This is a genomic window from Rossellomorea oryzaecorticis (assembly GCF_045897515.1).
Lineage (GTDB): Bacteria > Bacillota > Bacilli > Bacillales > Bacillaceae_B > Rossellomorea > Rossellomorea enclensis.
In genome coordinates, this window is the sequence record NZ_JBJOSA010000006.1 from 231,917 (window position 1) to 252,575 (window position 20,659).

19 protein-coding genes and 1 pseudogene are annotated in these 20,659 nt (G+C 43.1%); 17 read left to right on the top strand and 3 right to left on the bottom strand.

Annotation, left to right across the window (positions count from 1 at the left end; all coding sequences use genetic code 11):
• Window positions 1–24: 24 nt before the first annotated feature.
• The 10 genes from ACKA06_RS10115 (at window position 25) to ACKA06_RS10160 (ending at window position 9,865) form a co-directional block, all read left to right on the top strand.
• The gene (locus ACKA06_RS10115; RefSeq protein WP_411159524.1) at window positions 25–813 is read left to right on the top strand and encodes a 2-keto-4-pentenoate hydratase; all 789 of its coding nucleotides are present in this window, start codon (window positions 25–27) and stop codon (window positions 811–813) included.
• 3 nt (window positions 814–816) lie between these two features.
• A complete protein-coding gene (locus tag ACKA06_RS10120; protein ID WP_411159525.1) occupies window positions 817–1,707 on the top strand; it encodes an acetaldehyde dehydrogenase (acetylating) in 891 nt (296 codons plus the stop codon).
• Window positions 1,708–1,716: 9 nt separating this feature from the next.
• Window positions 1,717–2,745 (top strand): 4-hydroxy-2-oxovalerate aldolase, encoded by a 1,029-nt coding sequence (gene dmpG, locus ACKA06_RS10125; protein WP_058297554.1) that lies wholly within the window; start codon window positions 1,717–1,719, stop codon window positions 2,743–2,745.
• Between the two features lie 3 nt (window positions 2,746–2,748).
• Window positions 2,749–3,546, top strand: coding sequence for a 2-keto-4-pentenoate hydratase (locus tag ACKA06_RS10130; protein WP_411159526.1), 798 nt, complete (start codon window positions 2,749–2,751; stop codon window positions 3,544–3,546).
• Between the two features lie 183 nt (window positions 3,547–3,729).
• The gene (locus ACKA06_RS10135) at window positions 3,730–4,743 is read left to right on the top strand and encodes a TRAP transporter substrate-binding protein (RefSeq protein ID WP_411159527.1); all 1,014 of its coding nucleotides are present in this window, start codon (window positions 3,730–3,732) and stop codon (window positions 4,741–4,743) included.
• An 18-nt stretch (window positions 4,744–4,761) separates the two neighbouring features.
• Window positions 4,762–5,292, top strand: a complete 531-nt coding sequence (locus ACKA06_RS10140) for a TRAP transporter small permease (RefSeq protein ID WP_082641619.1) — start codon at window positions 4,762–4,764, stop codon at window positions 5,290–5,292.
• Window positions 5,289–6,569 carry a TRAP transporter large permease gene (locus ACKA06_RS10145; RefSeq protein ID WP_064563893.1) on the top strand — a complete coding sequence of 427 codons (1,281 nt, stop codon included), beginning with the start codon at window positions 5,289–5,291 and terminating at the stop codon, window positions 6,567–6,569. Before ACKA06_RS10140 ends, ACKA06_RS10145 begins: the two co-directional genes overlap by 4 nt.
• 59 nt (window positions 6,570–6,628) lie before the next feature.
• Window positions 6,629–6,811, top strand: a complete 183-nt coding sequence (locus ACKA06_RS10150; protein WP_064563891.1) for a tautomerase family protein — start codon at window positions 6,629–6,631, stop codon at window positions 6,809–6,811.
• 302 nt (window positions 6,812–7,113) lie between these two features.
• Window positions 7,114–8,403 (top strand): NCS2 family permease, encoded by a 1,290-nt coding sequence (locus ACKA06_RS10155; protein ID WP_197671194.1) that lies wholly within the window; start codon window positions 7,114–7,116, stop codon window positions 8,401–8,403.
• Between the two features lie 220 nt (window positions 8,404–8,623).
• The gene (locus tag ACKA06_RS10160; protein ID WP_411159528.1) at window positions 8,624–9,865 is read left to right on the top strand and encodes an EAL and HDOD domain-containing protein; all 1,242 of its coding nucleotides are present in this window, start codon (window positions 8,624–8,626) and stop codon (window positions 9,863–9,865) included.
• Window positions 9,866–9,869: 4 nt separating this feature from the next.
• On the opposite strand, the gene ACKA06_RS10165 is transcribed toward ACKA06_RS10160, so the two are convergent.
• A complete protein-coding gene (locus tag ACKA06_RS10165; protein WP_411159529.1) occupies window positions 9,870–10,163 on the bottom strand; it encodes a hypothetical protein in 294 nt (97 codons plus the stop codon).
• Between the two features lie 234 nt (window positions 10,164–10,397).
• On the opposite strand from ACKA06_RS10165, the gene dapF reads away from it, so the two are divergent.
• On the top strand, window positions 10,398–11,393 hold the full coding sequence (gene dapF, locus ACKA06_RS10170) for a diaminopimelate epimerase (protein ID WP_411159530.1): 996 nt from the start codon (window positions 10,398–10,400) through the stop codon (window positions 11,391–11,393).
• Window positions 11,394–11,423: 30 nt separating this feature from the next.
• On the opposite strand, the gene ACKA06_RS10175 is transcribed toward dapF, so the two are convergent.
• Window positions 11,424–13,262, bottom strand: coding sequence for a DNA ligase D (locus ACKA06_RS10175; protein ID WP_411159531.1), 1,839 nt, complete (start codon window positions 13,260–13,262; stop codon window positions 11,424–11,426).
• 140 nt (window positions 13,263–13,402) lie between these two features.
• Between ACKA06_RS10175 and ku the strand changes: the two are divergent.
• Both ku and ACKA06_RS10185 read left to right on the top strand, forming a co-directional pair.
• A pseudogene (gene ku / locus ACKA06_RS10180) lies at window positions 13,403–14,265 on the top strand (non-homologous end joining protein Ku).
• Between the two features lie 28 nt (window positions 14,266–14,293).
• Window positions 14,294–14,977 (top strand): phosphatase PAP2 family protein, encoded by a 684-nt coding sequence (locus ACKA06_RS10185; protein ID WP_052011546.1) that lies wholly within the window; start codon window positions 14,294–14,296, stop codon window positions 14,975–14,977.
• Between the two features lie 48 nt (window positions 14,978–15,025).
• On the opposite strand, the gene ACKA06_RS10190 is transcribed toward ACKA06_RS10185, so the two are convergent.
• The gene (locus tag ACKA06_RS10190) at window positions 15,026–16,576 is read right to left on the bottom strand and encodes a hypothetical protein (protein ID WP_411159532.1); all 1,551 of its coding nucleotides are present in this window, start codon (window positions 16,574–16,576) and stop codon (window positions 15,026–15,028) included.
• 149 nt (window positions 16,577–16,725) lie between these two features.
• Between ACKA06_RS10190 and ACKA06_RS10195 the strand changes: the two genes are divergently transcribed.
• From ACKA06_RS10195 to ACKA06_RS10210, 4 genes are all read left to right on the top strand, one after another.
• Window positions 16,726–17,472 (top strand): YwaF family protein, encoded by a 747-nt coding sequence (locus ACKA06_RS10195; RefSeq protein WP_411159533.1) that lies wholly within the window; start codon window positions 16,726–16,728, stop codon window positions 17,470–17,472.
• Window positions 17,473–17,730: 258 nt separating this feature from the next.
• Entirely contained in the window at window positions 17,731–18,009 is a 279-nt protein-coding gene (locus ACKA06_RS10200; protein WP_058297541.1) for a YhdT family protein, read from the top strand.
• Window positions 18,002–19,432: a sodium/pantothenate symporter gene (gene panF, locus ACKA06_RS10205; RefSeq protein WP_058297540.1), complete on the top strand. Its 1,431-nt coding sequence runs from the start codon at window positions 18,002–18,004 to the stop codon at window positions 19,430–19,432. Before ACKA06_RS10200 ends, panF begins: the two co-directional genes overlap by 8 nt.
• Before the next feature lie 129 nt (window positions 19,433–19,561).
• Entirely contained in the window at window positions 19,562–20,422 is an 861-nt protein-coding gene (locus tag ACKA06_RS10210) for a GNAT family N-acetyltransferase (protein WP_411159534.1), read from the top strand.
• The last annotated feature ends 237 nt before the right edge of the window (window positions 20,423–20,659 follow it).

Here is a 20,659-nt window from a genome sequence, read left to right on the forward strand (position 1 = left end):
ATTGTAAAAAAGGCTGGTGATTACATGGATGCAACAGTTGGAAATATTGCTGCAACCCTTTTAAATGCGGAAAAAAGCAAAATAGCCGTCCCTCCCATAACCTCACAATTCACAGATATCAGTGTAACAGATGCCTACAACGTCCAGCTCGAAATTGTAAAGACAAAGCTTAAAGAAGGGCGTGCAATCATAGGCAAGAAGGTCGGGTTAACGAGTGTGGCGATGCAAAAGATGCTTGGAGTTGAAGAGCCTGATTATGGTCATTTACTTGATGACATGAAGGTGGAAAATGGCGGAGCTGTCATGATGTCAAATTTCTTAAGCCCAAAAATCGAGGCGGAAATCGGCTTCGTATTAGCCGATGACTTAAATGGACCGAATGTCACTTTCCTGGATGTACTTATGGCTACGAAATATGTGGTACCAACCCTCGAAATTATTGACAGCCGGATAGCAGATTGGAAGATTGGTCTGGTAGATACTGTGGCTGATAATGGGTCTTCCGCAAAGGTTGTAGTTGGAGAACAGGTGACAGACATTAATGGATTAGACCTCCGCAGTGTTGGAATGATTTTATCCAAAAATGGTGAGATGATCGCAACAGGTTCCGGAGCTGCTGCTCTTGGCCATCCGGCCCATGCGATTGCCTGGCTGGCAAATAAGCTTCATGAGTTCGGGATTCCACTTAGGGCTGGGGAACTGATTTTGCCTGGAGCATTATCTGCTGCCGTAAGTGTATCTAAAGGAGATACAATAACAGCACAGTTCGGACCGTTGGGATCTGTATCAGTTACGTTTGAGCAGGGGGTATAAAAGTTGGAGAAAATCAAAGCAGCCATCATTGGGTCCGGAAATATCGGAACAGATTTGATGTATAAGCTTGAGCGAAGTAAGTTCATTGAGTTAAAGGCGATGATTGGGATTGACTCAGAGTCAGATGGATTGAAACGCGCGAAGGAACGAGGATATCTTGCCTTCGATAATGGCATCCAGGCGTTGAAGGAACATCCTGAAGTCGCAGACATTGTATTTGATGCGACCTCCGCAAAAACACATGTAAGGCATGCCAAGATTCTCGCTGAGTTGGGAAAGTTGGCCATTGACCTGACGCCGGCAGCCCGGGGGCCATTCGTTTCACCAGCAGTAAAAACAGGGGATTACCTTAGCGAGAAAAATGTCAACATGATAACCTGCGGAGGGCAGGCGACAATTCCAATCGTCCATGCAATCAACTCCGTAGCTGATGTTAGTTATGCGGAAATTGTAGCAACCATTTCGTCCAAAAGTGCAGGACCTGGGACACGTGCAAACATTGATGAATTCACAATTACAACTCGCCGGGGCATTGAAGAGGTGGGAGGTGCTGACAATGGGAAGGCACTGATTATTCTGAATCCCGCAGACCCTCCGATTTTGATGAGGGACACGATTTATTGTGAAGTGAAAAATATGGACGAAGGTGCGATAACGAAATCGATAGAGCAGATGGTAGATAAGGTGAAGCAATACGTTCCGGGATATCGTCTTAAGCAGGACCCTTTGTTTGATGGAAAGAAAGTGACTGTATTCATTGAGGTGGAGGGAGCGGGAGACTATTTCCCGGTTTATGCAGGAAATCTTGATATCATGACTGCTGCTGCGACCCGGGTTGCAGAGGATTTTGCAATTCAAATGCTTGAAAAGCAGAGTGTCAAATCGAAAGGCTAGGTGAATTTTTTGAATCGCAAAAGTGATAAGCCTATTAAAGTTACCGAAGTTTGTCTGCGTGACGGCAGTCATGTCATGCAGCATCAATTTACTGAAGAGCAGGTTCGGCGCGTCACACGTGAGCTTGATGAAGCAGGGATGCATTATATCGAAGTCAGCCATGGCGATGGTTTAGGCGGATCCACCCTGCAGTATGGAAAGTCTCTCGTTGATGAAATGAAACTGATTGAAGCAGCTGTTGATGAATGTAAAGACTCAAAGGTGGCTGTGCTTCTTATACCTGGAATCGGTACGGTACACGAGCTCAAGAAGGCTCATCAGGCAGGAGCGAGTCTGGTAAGGATAGCAACGCATGTTACTGAAGCAGATGTTTCTGCTCAACATATCACCATGGCGCGGGACCTTGGTATGGAAGCACTTGGATTTCTGATGATGGCACATATGGCCCCGACAGAAAAATTGGTTGAGCAGGCGAAACTGATGGAAAGCTATGGCGCCCAAGCAGTATATGTGACTGATTCCGCAGGTGCTCTCTTGCCCCATGAAGTAAAAGAAAGAATTGCCGCTCTGAGAGACTCCTTGTCTATTGAAGTGGGTTTCCATGCTCATAATAATCTTTCATTGGCAGTTTCCAATACACTGGCTGCTATTGAAGAGGGGGCGACGAGGATTGATGGAAGCATTCGCTGTCTGGGTGCCGGTGCAGGGAACGCACAAACCGAAGTTCTATTATCCGTGTTGGATCGTATGGGATTAGACCTGGGTATCGATATTTATAAGATGATGGACTTGGCTGAAAATACAGTAGGCCCACTAATTCCAAAACCACAGGAAATAAATAGAGGGAGCCTGGTCCTTGGATATGCGGGTGTGTATTCCAGTTTCCTGCTGCATGCTGAACGTGCCGGTCAGAGATTCGGTATTGATTCTAGAGATATATTAATAGAGTTGGGCAAACGGAAAGTGGTGGGCGGCCAGGAGGATATGATCCTTGATGTTGCTGCTGAATTGGCAAAAACCAAGAAATTGGAGGTGTAATAAATGGCAATTACAAAAGGTGTCGACCTTGAAATCGTAGAATACTTATATTCCGCAGAAAGAGAACGCCGTGAAGTTGTAAAAGTAACCGACCGTTACCCGGAACTGAGTTTTGATGAAGCATATTCGATCCAGGAAAAATTGATTGAAAGACGTCAGAGGGACGGAGCTCGGAAAATTGGTCTAAAGCTTGGTTTAACGAGTAAAGCGAAGCAGCAAATGATGGGGGTTCATGAAGCAATATATGGACATCTGACGGATGATATGCTCGGGTTAGAGTGGGAACCCCTTGATTTTTCAGCTTTTATCCATCCAAAAGCAGAGCCTGAAGTTGCTTTTTTTATCGAAAAAGATCTAGAAGGAACAAATGTAACGGCCGAGGATGTACTGCGAGTGACAAAATTTGTAGCTCCAGCAATCGAAATTATCGACAGCCGCTATTTAAACTTCAAGTTCACTCTGGCTGATGTTATTGCAGATAACTGCTCTTCCTCAAAATTCCTCATCGGAAGCAAGTGGATGTCGCCAAAGGATTTAGACTTGGGACAGCTTGGAATGGTCATGTCGAAAAACGGCCAGGTTGTTCAAACGGGGTCGAGTGCAGCTGTACTCGGGCATCCGGCAACTTCTGTTGCGTGGGCGGTCAATAAGCTTGGGGAAGCTGGAAAAGGCATTAAAAAGGGAGAAGTAATATTGAGTGGAGCAGTGTCAGAAGCAATCAGTTTCGAACCAAATGACACAGTTATTGTACAATTCGCGGAGCTTGGCAGTGTATCTTTCACATGCGATTCAAGCACATAGTAATGTGACTAATAAGTGCCTTCTTGTAAAACTGAATATTCTAAATTTATAGATAAATAATCACATTCAACGTTAACTACTTTACACTTTTGCTAGGTAAAAGTAATTATAATCACAGATAGAGGCGGTTTAGGCATTAATATGATAACGCTTTCAAAAAATGGGATAAAAGGGGTGCGGGAAATGATTCATTTAAGGAAATCAGGGCTGACAATTTTAATTTTATTACTCGTGTTGACAACTGTAGCATGCAGTAACAACACGGAAGCAGAGCCCGCTTCAGGATCTGAAAAGAAATATACATTCAAGCTGGCGCACATTACCCCAACAGATCATATGTGGCACAAGGCCGCAGAAAAATTCAAAGAAGAACTGGACAAGCGTTCTGAAGGAAGAATGAAAGTTGAAATTTATCCTGCAAGCCAACTGGGAACAGAAGCTGATATGGTTCAGCAAATTTCTGCAGGCTCTGTAGACTTTGGCTTTATAACTGCGGCATATATGAGTTCACGGGCTCCCGCTTTTACAGCCTGGTTTGCCCCATATGCTTTCAAAGATTTGGAAGCTGCGAATGCTTCACGTGATACGGAAATTGCAAAGAAAATCCTTGCCACATTGGATGACCAGGGCATTAAAGGGTTGGATTATTTGTTTGCAGGTAACCGCGTTATGCTTTTCAAGGATAAGGAAGTAAAGAAGCCGGAAGACATGAAGGGACTTTCCTTCCGCGTAACTCCAAGCCCTCCGCTCCAGGATTTTTACAAATCACTTGGCGCTTCACCTGAATCGCTGCCGCTTCCTGAGGTATATGCAGCAATCCAAACCGGTGTAATTGATGGTATGGATATGGATCTAGACGCGACCATCACCAATAAATATCATGAAGTTGCCAAATATGGTGCTGTGACGAATCACATGGTGTGGCCGGCAGTGGCTATGATGAATAAAGAAAAATATGAAAAAATGTCTGATAATGACAAAAAGATTATAGATGAGTCCATTAAAGCAGCTGCAGAATATGCAGTAAAAACACGTTCCTCACAAGAGGAAGAATTTAAGAAGACGCTCAGTGATGAAGGAATGAAAATCTATGAAATCGACCAAAAGCTATTCGAGCCTTATATCAAGGAGTTTGATGAAAAGTATGGGCCAACTGACCCGTTGATCCAGGAGTTCATAGATACTTTCCGAAAATAACCTAGTGGAGGGAAATAAGTGAAATACGTTAGTAATATAGTAGCCAGTTTCGAAAAGAAACTGGCTATTATCCTAATGTTCGCCATGGCTGTCATTGTTGCCGCTGCAGTACTTTTTAGATACGTATTTAAAGAGCCCCTGTTCTGGGCAGGGGAAGTATCTGTATTTCTATTGATTTACATAACATTCATAGGCGGAAGCCTCGGACTTAAATATAAGACACAGGCATCCATGACGCTTATTACGGATTATCTTCCAGAAAAGGTGAATAAATGGGTGGCGATTTTGGCACATATATTTATGCTCCTATTCATGTCCATTCTATTATTCTATTGTTTCTCATGGATTACTTCACCTTCAGTTGCAATTCAAAAATCGAGCGCAATCTTGATGCCCATGTGGATTCCTTATGCGATTCTGCCAGTTGGACTGCTATGTGCATCAATCCATCTAATCAGTAATATGATAGACATTACAAATAATCAACGGTTTGATAGTGAAATGATGAATAACCTCCACGCTGCAGCAAAGGAGAGTGAAGAAAAATGATAGCACTTGTCATATTGGCATTTGTCGTCTTTTTATTGATGGGGATTCCAATATCATTGGTACTGGGTATGACGACAATTGTATATTTTCTGGTTACCGGCAACACAATGCTGCTCGAGTCAACACCACAAAGGTTGTACTCAGGTATGGAGAATTTTGGGCTGCTTGCAATTCCATTGTTCATGTTGACAGGAGAGCTGATGAATAGCGGTGGTATCACTAACAGGCTTGTTGTCTTCGCAAGAAAGCTTGTCGGGCATGTTAGAGGAGGACTTGCTTATGTTACGGTAATCTCCAATATGTTCCTGGCTTCAATTCTGGGATCGGCAAATGCCCAGGCGGCGATGATGAGCAAGGTCATGGTCCCCGAGATGGAAAAAGAAGGTTACAATCGTGAGTTCTCATCTGCTTTAACGCTGGCTTCCTCAATTGTAGCGCCGATCATTCCGCCTAGTATGATTTTTATCATTTATGGAACCTTGTCTGGTACGTCAATTGGCGGTCTTTTTATGGCTGGTATTATCCCTGGAACAATTTTTGGGATAGGATTTGTGGCATTGATTGCGTATTTAGGTTATAAAAATAACTTCCCTAGGAGTGAAAGAGCAAGTTTTGCAGTCATCTGGTCTTCATTTGTAAAAGTGCTGCCCGCCCTTCTGGTTCCTTTTGTCATTACTGTCGGTATCCTTAGCGGAGCGTTTACCGCTACAGAGTCTGCGGCAGTAGCAAGTGTGATTGCGTTTGGGGTAGGGAAGTTTTTTTATAGAGAGTTGAAGTGGAGAAGTTTCCCCGAAATTTTAGTGAATACGGTTATCGGTACTGCTACGGTTACATTCTTGATTGCAATGGCAAACTTGTTTGGCTGGCTGATTGCCTTTGAACAGATTCCACAGATGATTGCAAATTCAATGCTTTCTATATCTGATAACCCGTTTGTATTTCTCTTGTTGGTCAATATCTTTCTTTTAGTAATTGGAACTCTTCTGGATGGGATTGCTGCGCTCATTATCCTGGTACCCGTTTTTATGCCGTTAGTTACGGCGTTTCAAATTGACCCTATCCATTTCGGGGTGATCATTTGTATTAACCTGACAATTGGCCTGCTGACACCTCCAGTTGGCACGGGGTTATTCATCGTATCTTCCATTGCTGAAGTGAAATTTGAACGATTAATAAGAGCAGTAATGCCAATGCTTTTATTGGGAATTGCCATGCTCTTAATAGTTACTTATTGGGAACAAACTACATTATTTATTCCAAGATTATTAGGATTTTAAAAGCAGTGGATGGCACCTGCCCGGTGACATCCACTGCATTTATCGAAAGGTGATGTCCTATGCCTATTATCCACATAGAGATACTTGAGGGGCGGAGTGATGAGAAAGTTAGGGAGTTAATTAATGGGATTACAGAAATCACTGTTCAAACACTTAATGTAAAACCTGATCAGGTCAGGGTTATCATACACCCTATTCCTCGAAGATATTGGGGTGTTGGGGGGATTACAAAGGAGGAATAAATTTTATCAACAAAGTAAGGTGTCCACTGCGATCTTTCGTGAGAAAAATATTAAGGCAGTTTAACCAGGGAAATCCGAACAATTATTTGGTTCTTTAAGTAGAACTTAAATTTGTTCGGGTTTTAATTTGAAGGGAGGTAAAAATAACTTTTATAGCAGCTATATATATCAATTCTCTTGATATCATCAAAGAATAAAGTATTTATTGGCAAACCCCCGACTTTTTGCTACAATAATATCTTGTGGCTCACCCTTTTGGGGATTGAGCGGGTAGGGAGAGGGCAGTTTTATAGGAAGATTATATGAAGGAACGTAAAGGTATTTTTCAGTTAAAGGATCATGGTACCTCGTTCAAGCAGGAGATAATGGCCGGTGCAATTGGTTATTTTACGATTGTGTACATTATCGCAGTAAATGCACTCATTCTTTCTGAAGCTGGAATTCCATTCGAAGGGGCAGTCATGGCGACCATACTGGCTTCCTTTGTCGGGTGTTTGGTCATGGCCTTCTGGGCGAATGCGCCAATTCTTCTGGTTCCGGGAATGGGCATCAATGCGATGTTTACATTTACGCTGGTGAAATCTTCTGGTTTGATGTGGCAGGAAGCTTTAGCTGTCGTTGTTGTTTCCGGGATACTCTTCATGATTATTGCGTTTACAAAGCTTTCAAAAGTATTATCGGAAGCCATCCCAAAAACATTGAAAGAGGCCATCACGGTCGGTCTCGGAATGTTTTTAATGTTTATCGGCCTTGAAAAAGGTGGTCTGATCCAAAGAGGGGACTCAGCCCTCATCACGATCGGTGACTTTGGGGAACTTAAGGTGTTAGCTACCGTGCTCACCTTTCTGGTTACGATTTTCCTTTTCATCCGCAACGTAAAAGGACAATTTTTATGGAGTATCGCTTTTGGTACATTGCTTGGTTTCCTGTTTGGTATCGAGCCGTCCATATCCGGCAGCACATTTCACTGGAGTGAATACGGACAGGTATTTGGACAGATTTCATTTGATTCGATCATGAAAATCCCGTTTTGGATTGCAGTGTTCTCAGTGACAATGGTTTTGGTATTTGAGAATATTGGTCTGATCCACGGTCATGTAGACATGATCGGCCAGCCTCAAAAGTATCCAAAAGCCTTCCAGGCAAATGCTTTTTCAGCATTCACATCGGGCTTCTTCGGAACGAGTCCGACCGTTTCCACTGTTGAAAGTGCAGCAGCTATGACAGCCGGGGGAAGGACAGGATTGACGTCTCTGACGACAGGGGTATTATTCCTTGGATCCGTTTTGTTCATTCCTTATTTAAAATGGATTCCGGACCATGCAATCGCTCCGATCCTCATTATCATCGGCGGATTGATGATCCAGAATATCCGTCATATGGATCTCAGGGATCTGACGGAAGCATTTCCGGCCATCTTCATCATTGCGATGATTCCTTTCACTTATAGCATTGCAGACGGAATAGCCATCGGATTCATTATGTATCCGATCTTAAAAATGGCTACCGGTAAAGCAAGGGAAGTATCCATCCCACTTTACATCATTGCCGGGTTATTCCTGATGAACTTCTTTGTTCATTCTATACATTGATAGATTACCAAAAAAAGAGACGGCATCTTGCCGTCTCTTTTTTTTTCCGATAATACCGAAAGATACTCAATATGACAAAGGAACTGCAATAAACCCATAAATATACAAATGATGTAGACTTTCCACGATTTTCTTGATACTATGAAGAAAAAATATATCAAAATGACCATTTTTATTACATATATTGGTCCCGTATGGTTAAAGGGCAGGGGTGGAAAGAATGGAAGTGTTTGTGGCGAGGCAGCCTATTTTTGATGTGAATGAGGAAAAGGCAGCCTACGAGCTTCTATATAGACAAAGTCAAATGAATTTGTTTCCTGATATAGATGGGGATACAGCAACAGCCGATGTCATCATTAACAGTTTCCTGAACATAGGGATAGATTCATTGTCCTCAGGTAAACCATGTTTTATCAATTTCACTGAAAATCTATTGAATTTAAAAGTACCTACATATTTTAATCCAAGTCAGATTGTGGTGGAGATTCTGGAATCGGTAGAACCGAGCAGGAATGTAGTGGACATCTGTCTGGAACTTAAAAGACTGGGATACAAGATTGCATTGGATGATTTTATCTTTAATGAATCGAATCCTTATTGCAAGGCGCTTATGAAGGCAGCTGACTATGTAAAGGTCGATTTTCTTGCAACAACCGGGGAGATGAGAAGAAGGATTGAAGTGTTGTCTCCGCTTCTTGGTTATAAGCTGATCGCGGAAAAATTGGAAACCGAGCAGCAGTACCGGGAGGCAAGGGAAAGGGGATATCATTACTTCCAAGGGTACTTTTTCAGCAAACCGAAGGTCATCGCATCACATGATGTTCCGGTATATTTTCATTCCTACTATTCCATCATTCAGAGCCTGGAGATGGCAGAACCAAGCATTGATGTCATCAGCGGCCTGATCGAACAGGATCTCTCGCTTTCTTATAAACTGTTGAAATTGATCAATTCACCTGCTTACAGACCGAAGCATAAAATTCATTCTATACGGCAGGCGATTGTACTGCTTGGTTTGATGGAAATAAAACGGTGGATATATGTCCTGGCAGTCAGGGAACAGGCAACGCATAAGGAAAAGATGAAGAATGAAGTGATATCCTTATGCCTGATAAGGGCAAAGATGTGTGAGCTCACAGCAAAGAAGTTAACTGGAAAAGTCAATGCGTCAAGCTATTTTCTGACCGGGATGTTCTCCCTAATGGATGCCATCCTGTCTGTTCCGATGAAGAAGATCCTGGAGGATTTGCCATTGAACGATGAAATATGCGATGCATTGATAGGAAACTCCAATGAGTTGAAGGATATGCTTGAATTGGTCATTTCTGTCGAGAAGGCTGAATGGAAGGACCTTGATGGAAAAATGGCTGAGTTAAATCTGACACTGCAGGAAATTTCAGAAAGCTATCAGCAGGCATGCCATTGGGCAGAAGAGCTGCTTACACATGAACTTACCCATTAAGTACTCACCATACAGATTTATAAGTGCCCGGCTTCAGGAATTTCCTCTGCGGTTTGATATAACGCTTTAACTCCATAAGCAGGAGACGCTGGATTTTTCTTGAGCTGACTTGCTTCGCGATGTCAGCTGGAAACGGGTATATGCCCATTGAATTAAATCTGACCCTGAAAAGGCCTTCATGAAGAAGGTCTTTTTTTTCGTTGAAGATCCTGCAGAAGGTAAGAACGTCGAGGGAGTCATACTCATCCCTGGCATCACTTACCTGCTTCACTTGAAATCTGAATTGTAATTCCTCCATGTCACTTACACCCCGCTCATAATCTTTCCGTTTCACATTTGAGCATTCAACTTAGTAAACTGATAAAGAATTGAACAGTGCGTTGCCAAATGTATTCGTTTGTGGCAAGCTTAGTATAAATTATTTTAAAAATCGCTGCCGGCTGTTGATTACAAAGGATTTCCCTTCGGATTCTGGACTTATCCAAATGATAATGAATAGTTTGGCAGATTGCAAGTAACGGGGGGCTTCGAGATGAAACTAAATGTACTTAAATGCCATGGTTCCGGGAATGACTTTTTATTGATTGATGAACTATCCAATCCCTGCACTTTTACAGAAGAGGAAAGACAGAACTTGGCATTGTCGTTATGTGACCGACAAAAAGGGATTGGTGCTGATGGGATCCTGTTCGTACTTGAGAGCAAGCGGTGCGATGCTGTCATGAGGGTCTTTAATGCAGACGGTTCCGAAGCTTCCATGTGCGGTAATGGACTGAGGTGCGTGGGAAGGTATGTGTGTGAATTAACAGGCAGGGATTCAATCGTCATTGAAACGATGAAGGCTGATTTGAAAGTTGCATCAGCACCCAGCATCTATGACGACATCCCCACTTATAATGTGGAAATTTCACCGGTTTATTTCGATCTGGATAAAGTACCGATGAATATGGAACATTCGCAAGTGATCGATCAAAAGATCCCTGAAATATCCGATCGCCTCCAATTTACGGTACTGGCTGTTCCGAACCCGCATCTAATCAGTATGGTGGAGGCAGGCAGTATCATATCAAATGAACAGAAACAGATTTCAGAAACGGTCAACGGTCCAAACAATCTGTTTCCGGACGGGGTGAATGTAAGTTTTGTTCACGAGATTGGAAAAGGGTCCATCTATGTCCGTACATTTGAAAGAGGGGTAGGTTTCACAAATGCGTGCGGTACAGCAATGTCCGCCTCAAGTCTGGTCACATGCCTGCTCGGCCTTAATGAACCTGGCGAAGAAATCGATGTTTTTAATAACGGCGGAAAGGTACGGGTGGTGGTGAATCGTAAAGATACCGGTGAGTACTTCATGGAATTAATCGGTAATGCCACCTATCTATTCGAAGCTGAACTCCAATTAACCTTATCGGAGCCGGAAAACTTCGAGATATTATCACAAACCGACCTTAATGAAGAAGCGGCCTATGGACTTCTCCAAGATCACGCCAAAAAAGTCGTCGATCGTAAGATATTTACAAATGCATAAAGAAGTGAGCCTGGACACATTTGTCCAGGCTTACTTTTTAGCGTTTCCATTCAGGAATGTGATCACATCATTAAAGGGCTGCTGAGCCTTGGCACGGTCGAACTCGCGGAAGGGACAGCCGAGCTTTGTTAACCGCTTTAACACTTCCTTCATGGTAAACTTCTCAGGAGTCAGCTCTTCATTTACTTCATGCCACCAGAGTGGTGCAGCCACCAGGGCTTTGTCGTTCCCTCTCAATGAGTAAGGAGCGATGATCGTTTTTCCTTCAGCATGCTGAATGTAATCCACGTACAGCCGGCCTTTCCTGTTCTTTTTTAACCTCTCGATTGTGAAATCATCAGGATAATTGGATACAAGGTAATGAGCAATGAATTCCGTGAAAACCCCAGTGTCTTTCCATGAATAACCCCGGGGCAGCGGAATATAGACCTGAAGGCCTTTGTTTCCTGAAGTTTTAACAAAGCTCCTTAAGTTCAGTCCCTCAAACAAATCTTTCATGACAAGGGCTGCCTTCACCGCGAGAGAAAACTCCGCGCTGCTTGGGGGATCTAAGTCAAAGACAATCTCATTGACATCTCCTTGCCCCGCTTTCTGAAAAGGGACGTGAAATTCCAGTGCCAGCTGGTTTCCAAGCCAAATAAGAGTCTCCAAGCCATTGCAGATGATATATTCAATCCCATCCTGTCCATAAGTCTCTACATATTCAGGAGCATATTCAGGGACATTCTTTTGATAAAAAGAGTCTCCATACATCCCATGGGGGTAGCGGATACACGTCAATGGCCGGTTATCCAGGAAAGGAAGCATGACAGCTGAAACCCGGCGAAGGTACCGGATAAAATCTAACTTGGTAACAGGAGGTTCTTCCCAAAGAGGCTTGTCCGGGTGCGTGATGTCTACGTTTTGGGGAAGGCTTGCTTCATCCAGTAAAAATCTTTCCATCGTACACTCTTCTGGCCGGGTTGAGAACATGAACTGATTGAAATGCGGCTCCCTTAATTGATTTTCATGCCAATTCAGATAGAGAACCTCAACGCATATAGACGGGTCGATATAATAATGACTGTCCTCTTTGCGGGAATGATTTGCTTTGATGATTTCTTTCAGCGTCCTTTTCTCATCGGGTGAAATACCAAAATGAAACAATCCGATTTTCTTAATTTCTTTTCCTTCAAATACGCCTATGTGAAAATAATCATTGGATACATCGACCGAAGTGATAAAACATAAGCATTTTTTCCAGTTTTTTATTTTCAGCCATGCCGGACTCCGTTTTCCTTCTTCCCAATTGCTGTCCACTAGTTTTGCAACTACCCCTTCACCTTCTTCTTTTACGACTCCCCCCCATACTTTATTCCACTCTTTATAAGAGGGAATCATCTGCAAGGCAGCCGGGTTTGCGGGATCTGGAATAATGGGGATGCCTTCAACTGTAAAAAGTTTCTTTAGCGCCTCTTTCCGTTCCTTATAGGGATAATCCTGCCATCGTTCATTCCCGCTTCGCAATAGGTCGAACGCTAAGAATTTGACCGGTCTTGCGGCTGCTGCCTCTTTGACTTTTTGATTGTTCTTCATCCTTCCCCTGATCTGCAATTCAAAGAACTCACTGCAATACGCAGAACGCAGAATGGCCACCTCACCATCCAGAACGAGTGGGAGGGAAAGGGAAGCTGTTTGAAGCAAATCCGTTATGTATGCTTTTATTTCGGGGAAATGAGGCAGTAAATCTTTGTTGTTCCTGCTGGTGAGTGAAATGACGCCTGAAGCATCAATTTTTAAAATCCCTCTGAATCCATCATATTTTACTTCATAGTTCCATTTACCTTTGTTCGGAGCTTCAGTGGTGAGAGTCGGCAGCATCGGTCTCATTAGGCATCTCCTTGAATGTTTTTGTTTAGTGTTGCCGGTAAACCCGCAGATTATTTCCAGATGTTTTAGTGAATGAAGCACTGAAAGTAATTAAAAGATAAAGCTAACGGGATTTACTATATATAAAGGAGGGTATTGTAATGCATACAGTTTGGAAAGGTTCCATCAGTTTCGGGTTGGTGAACATCCCGATCAAATTGCATTCCGCAACCGAGGACCGGGATATTAAGCTCCGATCTCTTCATAAAGAATGCCACACACCCATCAAATATGAAAAAGTCTGCCCGGTCTGTGATAAGGAAATCGATAATAAAGACATTGTAAAAGGGTATGAGGTGCAAAAGGAAAATTTGTAGTATTGGAAGAGGACGAGCTGAATGCAATAAAAGAAGCAAATGACGAAAAGGCTGTTGAGATATTGGATTTTATTAAAATTGACGAAATCGATCCGATCTTCTATGACAGAAGTTATTTCGTTTCCCCTAATGACGGCGGGAAAAAGGCTTATTCACTTCTCAGGAAAGCATTGGTGGCTTCAGGGAAAGTCGGGATTGCCAAAATTACGATGAGATCGAAAGAGCAGTTGTCCGTAGTAAGGGTTTATAATAATACACTTGTGATGGAAACGATTCATTATCCTGATGAAGTAAGACCCTCGAAAGACGTTCCGAATGTACCCGAGAACGATGACATTTCAGAAAAGGAATTGGAGACCGCAACCATGCTGATCGAACAACTGACTGCCGAGTTTCAGCCTGAAAACTATCACGATGAATACCGTGAAAGGCTTAGTCAGCTGATCGAATCGAAGCAGACAGGGGAAAAGGTTGTAACCACCAAGGAGAAAGCTCCAAGAGAAAATGTGACGGATTTGATGGCAGCACTGCAGGCATCAATCGATTCAACGAAGCCGGATAAACCGGAAAAGAAAGAAAAGAAGAAGACAGAAAAAAAGAAACCCGCAAAAAAGAAAGCAACAACTACAAAGAAAAAAGCACAATAATTATCAGTAAAAGGGCAGGAGATATTAGGTGGAGGAAAGGCAGAAGAAAAAAGCAGTATTTTTTATCATTTCGTTGATCTGTTTAAGTATATTTACCTGGGGATTCGTTTCGATCCTGGAAGAGTGGAAGGAGAACGAAATTGCCGGTTTCGACAACGGTGTCTTCGATATCGTCCATTCTTTCATTTCACCAAAGCTGACGACATTGATGACATCCATCACGTTTTTAGGCGGGGTGAAATGGCTGAGCATATGTACAGTCGGTATTGTCATTGTCTTGTTATTCATGAAAAAATATCCTCTGGCTTTATTTGTAGCTTTGACAGTCGGCCTTGGAGCGGCTTTCAATTGGCTGCTGAAGTGGATATTCAAACGGGACCGGCCTGATATAGAAGCACTGATTGAGCAGGGAGGATACAGCTTTCCGAGCGGACATTCAATGGGATCGTTCATTTTTTACGGTGCCGCGGCATTTATGCTGTTCCGCGCCTTGGATAAACGCTTGTATAAATGGATCTGTGTAGTCTTCCTATCACTATTGATTATATCGATCGGACTGAGCAGGGTTTATCTCGGCGTGCACTATCCCAGTGACATCATCGCAGGATTTACAGCCGGGGGAGCCTGGCTCACACTTTGCATGTCCGTCTATATCTATTTCTACAAACGCAGTGATTGGAAGTATAAAAACAAACAAATGACAAAGACCTGAAATGGGCGATCCCCGCTTCAGGTCTTTCTGTTTTATTGCAGCGATTAATCAAAATAAATTGAAGACATATGGACCGAACGAAGAGACATAGAGAAGGATATATACCCCCATGAAATAAAAGACTCCACCGAACGTACCCCAGTCAGGATTTCGTCCAAACTTCCAAATAAGAGCGGTCAACAGACTGATGACCGTGACACCTACATATCCGCTCCCGGTAAAGGTGAGGTATTCCGGGGCTGCAAAATAAAAATATCCATTCAATGCCTTGCCCATGAATGTAAGGGGCATGATCAAAAAGATCAGGATAGAAGCATATTCGACCCAGTTAATGCCGTCTTTTTCAAAGATGTTGGGCTTGATCATATATAAAACGATCAACAGGAACAAAGATGGCAGCACCCAATAGAAGGAAATCAGGATCGTTATGACACTGCTGAAAATCATCATTACAGTGTTATTCACAGCCTCCTTAACACTCCTTTTATTCAGTTCGACGCTTGCCGAAATCATTGTCGGGTCTTTAGATGCACCGAATAATTCATACGTATCTCCGCCGTAATCCAGCCAGGCAATGCTGTTCGAGTTTAACTGGAAAGGCAGGTAAGAATAATGTTTGGTGGTGCCGATTGTTTTTGCATCAAGTTGTGATTCATCTTCTAGGGGAGCCAGGTATACACGTACCGAGTTTTGATCGCTGGCTTTGTGGCCTTCTGAAGTGAATAACACAGAGGGCTTGCCTTCAATGGTCACCAATTTAGAAGATCGGGGTCCTTGAAGCTTCTCTCCGGAATCAACGTTTAAAAATGAAAGGGTTTCAGGTTTGAGTGTCTTTGTTCCAATTTCCTGAAGTGGGGATTGCAGCTTTAATATCTTGTAACTTAAAGCACCCTGAGCCCTCATCTGTTCATTGTAAAGGATGGTCATCTTGTCATCCTTCACCCCATAGGTCAAACCGTCAATGTGTTGATTAGTCGAGATTTTGACCGATGCAAAAGGATCCCCTACTATTTGTTCGTTTTCATCCATATACTGTAGAACAGCATTCGCATCATTTTGATGAACCTGTACAATCGCGCTGCCATTATCCCCTTGATAAATCTCCATTATATCTTTTGGGAACGTGTGTATCTTGTTGTAGGATAAATCAGCTGTATTCAATGAAAAAAGCTCATTCTTACTCCAATAATATACCCGTTCCTTTCCAGTGCTAATGCCGTCCACTTCTTGCGTGATGACGGTATCTTTATTATTTTCAGTTGCAACCAGACGGTCTGATTTCTTTTGGATGAAGACGGATCCGTCAGTCCAGAAAGGATTTCCCCTTGTAATTTTTGTATTCACTGCAGAATCTTCCTGGAGATTCAGTTGTTCATCGAATTTCAGCCCATGCACTTTTCCGTTGTCAGTCAGGAAAAGGGTATCATCGTTGAAGAATGCCTGCGGGCGTTCTTCAGAAGTGAAACCAAGCGGTACCGAACGGCTCCAATCAGGCTGAGGCTGTTTCTTGACCTCCAGTAACTGGTGGATAAATAGCGCACCAATCAGCAGAAGCATGATTAATAAAGGTACACCGAATGACTTTAGTTTTTCTTTCACCAAAATCCCCTCAATCTTTCTCTATCTATATTTTTATTTCAATTTAGAATTTTACCACAATTCCTTTCTGTTGACACCAAATATTTCCTTCCAGTGATCCGACGTGATTTAAAAATTCATGACTTTATGGAAAGCAGGGAGTGGTTCTTATGTTTTCATCGGATAAGATGATGGACTTTCAACTATTTTCACTCACACATGTATTGACGCTGCTGCTGTTTTTCCTGTCAGCCGCGGGCTTGGTAAGATGGTACGGAAAGAGCAGGAATAGTAAATGGATCGGAACTGTCTTGTTATGTATATTATGCGCTTCAGAAATCAGTTATCAAATATGGTCGCTCGTCACCGGGAACTGGACAATTCAGTCCACACTGCCTCTTCATCTCTGCAGTATCAGCACGTTTGTCGGCATCTACCTTTACTTCAAACGGGACAGCAAAATCTTCTATCTATTTCTTTATATTGGTTTTATCCCTCCCATTCTTGCACTCATCACTCCCGATAATCCATATTCTTTCCCGCACTATCGATATATCAAATACTTCCTTCATCATATGGCCATTCCTTTAATGGTGCTGTTTTTGTTTTATCACGATCATTATCAGGTGAGGAAATCATCAATCTTTTTTGGGCTGGGACTGCTCAACTGTCTGGCCGTCCCTATATTCATCATGAACAAAGTCAGCGGATCGAACTATTTCTTCCTGGCAGGCCCGCCTGAAGGAACAACTCCGCTGTTATGGTTCGGGGATGACGCCGTATATATTATCAATCTGGAAATCGCCGCTGTAATCGTCTTTACGGTCAATTATCTATTATTCAAGAGACTGGGGGGGATAAGGGGGAATGAAAAAGATTCATCACTTATGGTTAATGAACGGAATCAAGAAAAATAAATGAATATTTTGTGTTGACAAAGAAGTTGATAAGAATTACAATGATATTGAAAATCATTCTCAATGAAAAACACAAGAGTTTCCCCCTCTTTCTTTTATATTGGAGAATGGTTCATGATTACCCCCCTTTAATAAATTGCAAAAAGACAATCCCGGAGTGCAGAATCCGGGATTGTCTTTTTTTATTGCAATTCACTTTGCCCTGTCGTAAATTGTAAATGGATGCGTATGCCTTAATCATAAAGGAGTGAAAAGAGAGTGAGTGAAAAAGAAGACAAAAGATTTCATATCGCTCATCGTGAAGCAATAATCGGTATTGTCCTGGCAGTGATAAATTTTCTATGGTGGTTTGGCTTTGCGTTTGGACTCGGGGGCGGCCCCGTTTCTGAATATGATTGGATTTTGGGAATGCCCGCATGGTTTTTTTACAGCTGTGTAGCTGGTTTTCTGCTTATGGTGCTGCTGGTGATTTTCGTTGTCAGATATATGCTCACAGATATTCCTTTTGATGATGAAGAGGAGGAATATCATGAATAGCATGGCCATATTGCCAATGATCTTATTTTTAGTCATTATTTTTATTGTGGGAGTTTATTCCTCAAGAAACATACGAAAGGCAGATTCCTTCGTTCAGGATTATTTCCTGGGCAGCAGGCAGCTTGGCGGTTTCATCCTCGCCATGACCATGATTGCAACGTATGGAAGCGCAAGCAGTTTCATAGGCGGCCCCGGGGCTGCTTACTCATACGGTTTATCCTGGGTACTTCTTGCGATGTCCCAAGTGGTCACCGGATATTTCGTCCTGCTTGTCCTCGGAAAAAAGTTTGCCATCATGTCACGCAAATATAACGCTGTGACCCTGGTGGATTATTTGCAAGGACGTTATCAAAGCCATTACATAACGATTCTTTCCGCTCTCGCCATCATCATTTTCCTGTTCTCTGCGATGATTGCCCAATGGGTCGGGGGAGCGAGATTGATCGAATCGTTGACGGGTCTGTCTTATAAGAGTGCCTTGTTCCTCTTTGCCGCTTCCGTATTGATTTATGTCATCGTCGGCGGCTTCAGGGCTGTGGCTGTGACAGATGCAATTCAGGGAGTCGTCATGCTAGTGGGAACGATCATCCTGTTGATTGCGACGATCATTGCAGGCGGGGGAATGGAAAACATCATGATGGATCTGAAGGCGGAAAATCCTAACCTGCTGACTCCAAATGGAGCGAATGGCGAGCTGAGTGCAAGATATATATCATCATTTTGGATCCTGGTCGGAGTCGGGGTTGTCGGTCTTCCGCAAGTGGCTGTCAGGGCGATGAGTTATAAGAATTCCCGCTCTATGCACCGTGCCCTCGTAATCGGGACAATCGTAGTCGGGACGATCATGCTCGGTATGCACCTGATCGGGGTGCTGGCACGTGCGGTGATGCCCGGGGTGGAAGTGGCCGACAAAGTCATGCCGCTGCTTGCCCTGGAAGTACTTCCTCCGTGGCTTGCCGGCATCGTCCTCGCGGCTCCGATGGCTGCGATCATGTCCACCGTAGACTCGCTTCTTCTGATTGTCTCTTCAGCCATCGTAAAAGATGTATACATGAATTTCATCAATAAGGATGCGGATGAAAAAAAGGTAAAAAGGATGAGCTTGACGGTTACGTCGCTAATCGGGATTGCCGTGTTCCTAATGGCATTGAGCCCGCCAGAATTGATCATCTGGCTGAATTTATTCTCATTCGGGGGGCTGGAAGCCGTATTCATCTGGCCGATCGTCCTCGGGCTGTACTGGAAGACAGGAAATGCCTATGGAGCACTTGCTTCCATGCTTTCAGGGATGATTTCCTATATCCTGTTCCACAGCTTCCTGCCCAACTACCTGGACATGAACACAGTCGTCATCCCGATCCTGATATCGTTCATCGTCTACGTATCAGTATCATTGATGACGAAACAAAAACGTATTCAATGAGTACTTCCGGACAGTCTTTCAAAGGCTGTCCATTTTTTTAGGTCTTGAACGGAACTAAAAAAGCGATGTTCCTGAGAATAAAAGGAATTTCAGATAGTAAAAGAGAATTTTAAAAGAGGGGTGAGGAAATTGACATTGAAACTGACAAAATATAAGGATATCAATGAGTTTTACAAAAGAGTCTATCCGTTTCTGATAAAAAAGGAGGCTGAAAATAATCTGCCGCTTGGACTGTTGAACAGTATAAAATCGGGGAGCAGATACAATAACCCGCTTCTTGTGAGCGCAGAGAATGAAGACGGCAGTATAAAAGGAGCCTTCATTATGACACCGCCGCACAACCTGGTGTCTGTACTCCAAATAAATGACGGGGAATACAGCACCATTGCACAAGAGCTGAATACACTGCTCAGTGAAGAAGGAATCGAGGTACCCGGGTTCGTCTCTGAAAAAGTTTCTGCAGAAAAACTTACGCAGGCCTGGTGCAATTTGAAAGGCTGCGAGCATGAGATCGGCATGGATCAGCGCATTTATAAACTGGATCATGTCAATGAAATCGAGATCCCTGAAGGAAAATTAATACAGCCTGATGAAAGGCATCTTACACTCCTTTCTGATTGGATCAAATGCTTCACTGTAGAAACCGGAGTGCGTCCCCTCACCGAAAGTGAGGCACTCGAACGTGCTGAAGATATGATTGCAAATGAAAACTATCTCTACTTTTGGGAAGCTGACGGAGAACCTGTTTCCATGGCAAGGGGCGGAAGATGGACGGACAACGGTATAACCGTAAATTTTGTCTACACACCAAAGCCCTTCAGGAAAAAAGGATATGCCTCCGCAGTCGTAGCAGGCTTAAGCAGCAAACTGCTGGAGGAGTATAAATTCTGTACCCTCTACACAGACCTGGAGAATCCAACTTCCAACAAAATTTACATGGATATTGGATACGTTCCAGTCTGTGATTCATTAATGGTGAATATTAAATAAAGTTTGCACTCTATTTGTCTTGTTTTTATAATTAATTCTGGAAATATCCAGCGGTTGATTGGAGTGCAAGACGCAGACTCCTGCGGGAAGAGTAGCTAATGTGAGACCCCGCTGGAACGCAGTGACGAGGAGCATTCCTGTTATAAAGTAAATTGCGTTAATATCGAAGTTTTTGCGATGTGCATAAAAAAAGCCCCCTTGGTACGATAGAGAGTGTCATGCATGACCTCGAATTAA

What these genes read in the sequence shown, in the direction of transcription:
- panF (WP_058297540.1), top strand. Translation starts at nt 18,002, where the DNA reads ATGAATAGCATGGCCATATTGCCAATGATCTTATTTTTAGTCATTATT.
- ACKA06_RS10155 (WP_197671194.1), top strand. Translation starts at nt 7,114, where the DNA reads ATGAAGGAACGTAAAGGTATTTTTCAGTTAAAGGATCATGGTACCTCG.
- dapF (WP_411159530.1), top strand. Translation starts at nt 10,398, where the DNA reads ATGAAACTAAATGTACTTAAATGCCATGGTTCCGGGAATGACTTTTTA.
- ACKA06_RS10150 (WP_064563891.1), top strand. Translation starts at nt 6,629, where the DNA reads ATGCCTATTATCCACATAGAGATACTTGAGGGGCGGAGTGATGAGAAA.
- ACKA06_RS10160 (WP_411159528.1), top strand. Translation starts at nt 8,624, where the DNA reads ATGGAAGTGTTTGTGGCGAGGCAGCCTATTTTTGATGTGAATGAGGAA.
- ACKA06_RS10115 (WP_411159524.1), top strand. Translation starts at nt 25, where the DNA reads ATGGATGCAACAGTTGGAAATATTGCTGCAACCCTTTTAAATGCGGAA.
- ACKA06_RS10135 (WP_411159527.1), top strand. Translation starts at nt 3,730, where the DNA reads ATGATTCATTTAAGGAAATCAGGGCTGACAATTTTAATTTTATTACTC.
- ACKA06_RS10145 (WP_064563893.1), top strand. Translation starts at nt 5,289, where the DNA reads ATGATAGCACTTGTCATATTGGCATTTGTCGTCTTTTTATTGATGGGG.
- ACKA06_RS10175 (WP_411159531.1), bottom strand. Translation starts at nt 13,262, where the DNA reads ATGAGACCGATGCTGCCGACTCTCACCACTGAAGCTCCGAACAAAGGT.
- ACKA06_RS10130 (WP_411159526.1), top strand. Translation starts at nt 2,749, where the DNA reads ATGGCAATTACAAAAGGTGTCGACCTTGAAATCGTAGAATACTTATAT.
- ACKA06_RS10195 (WP_411159533.1), top strand. Translation starts at nt 16,726, where the DNA reads ATGTTTTCATCGGATAAGATGATGGACTTTCAACTATTTTCACTCACA.
- ACKA06_RS10165 (WP_411159529.1), bottom strand. Translation starts at nt 10,163, where the DNA reads ATGGAGGAATTACAATTCAGATTTCAAGTGAAGCAGGTAAGTGATGCC.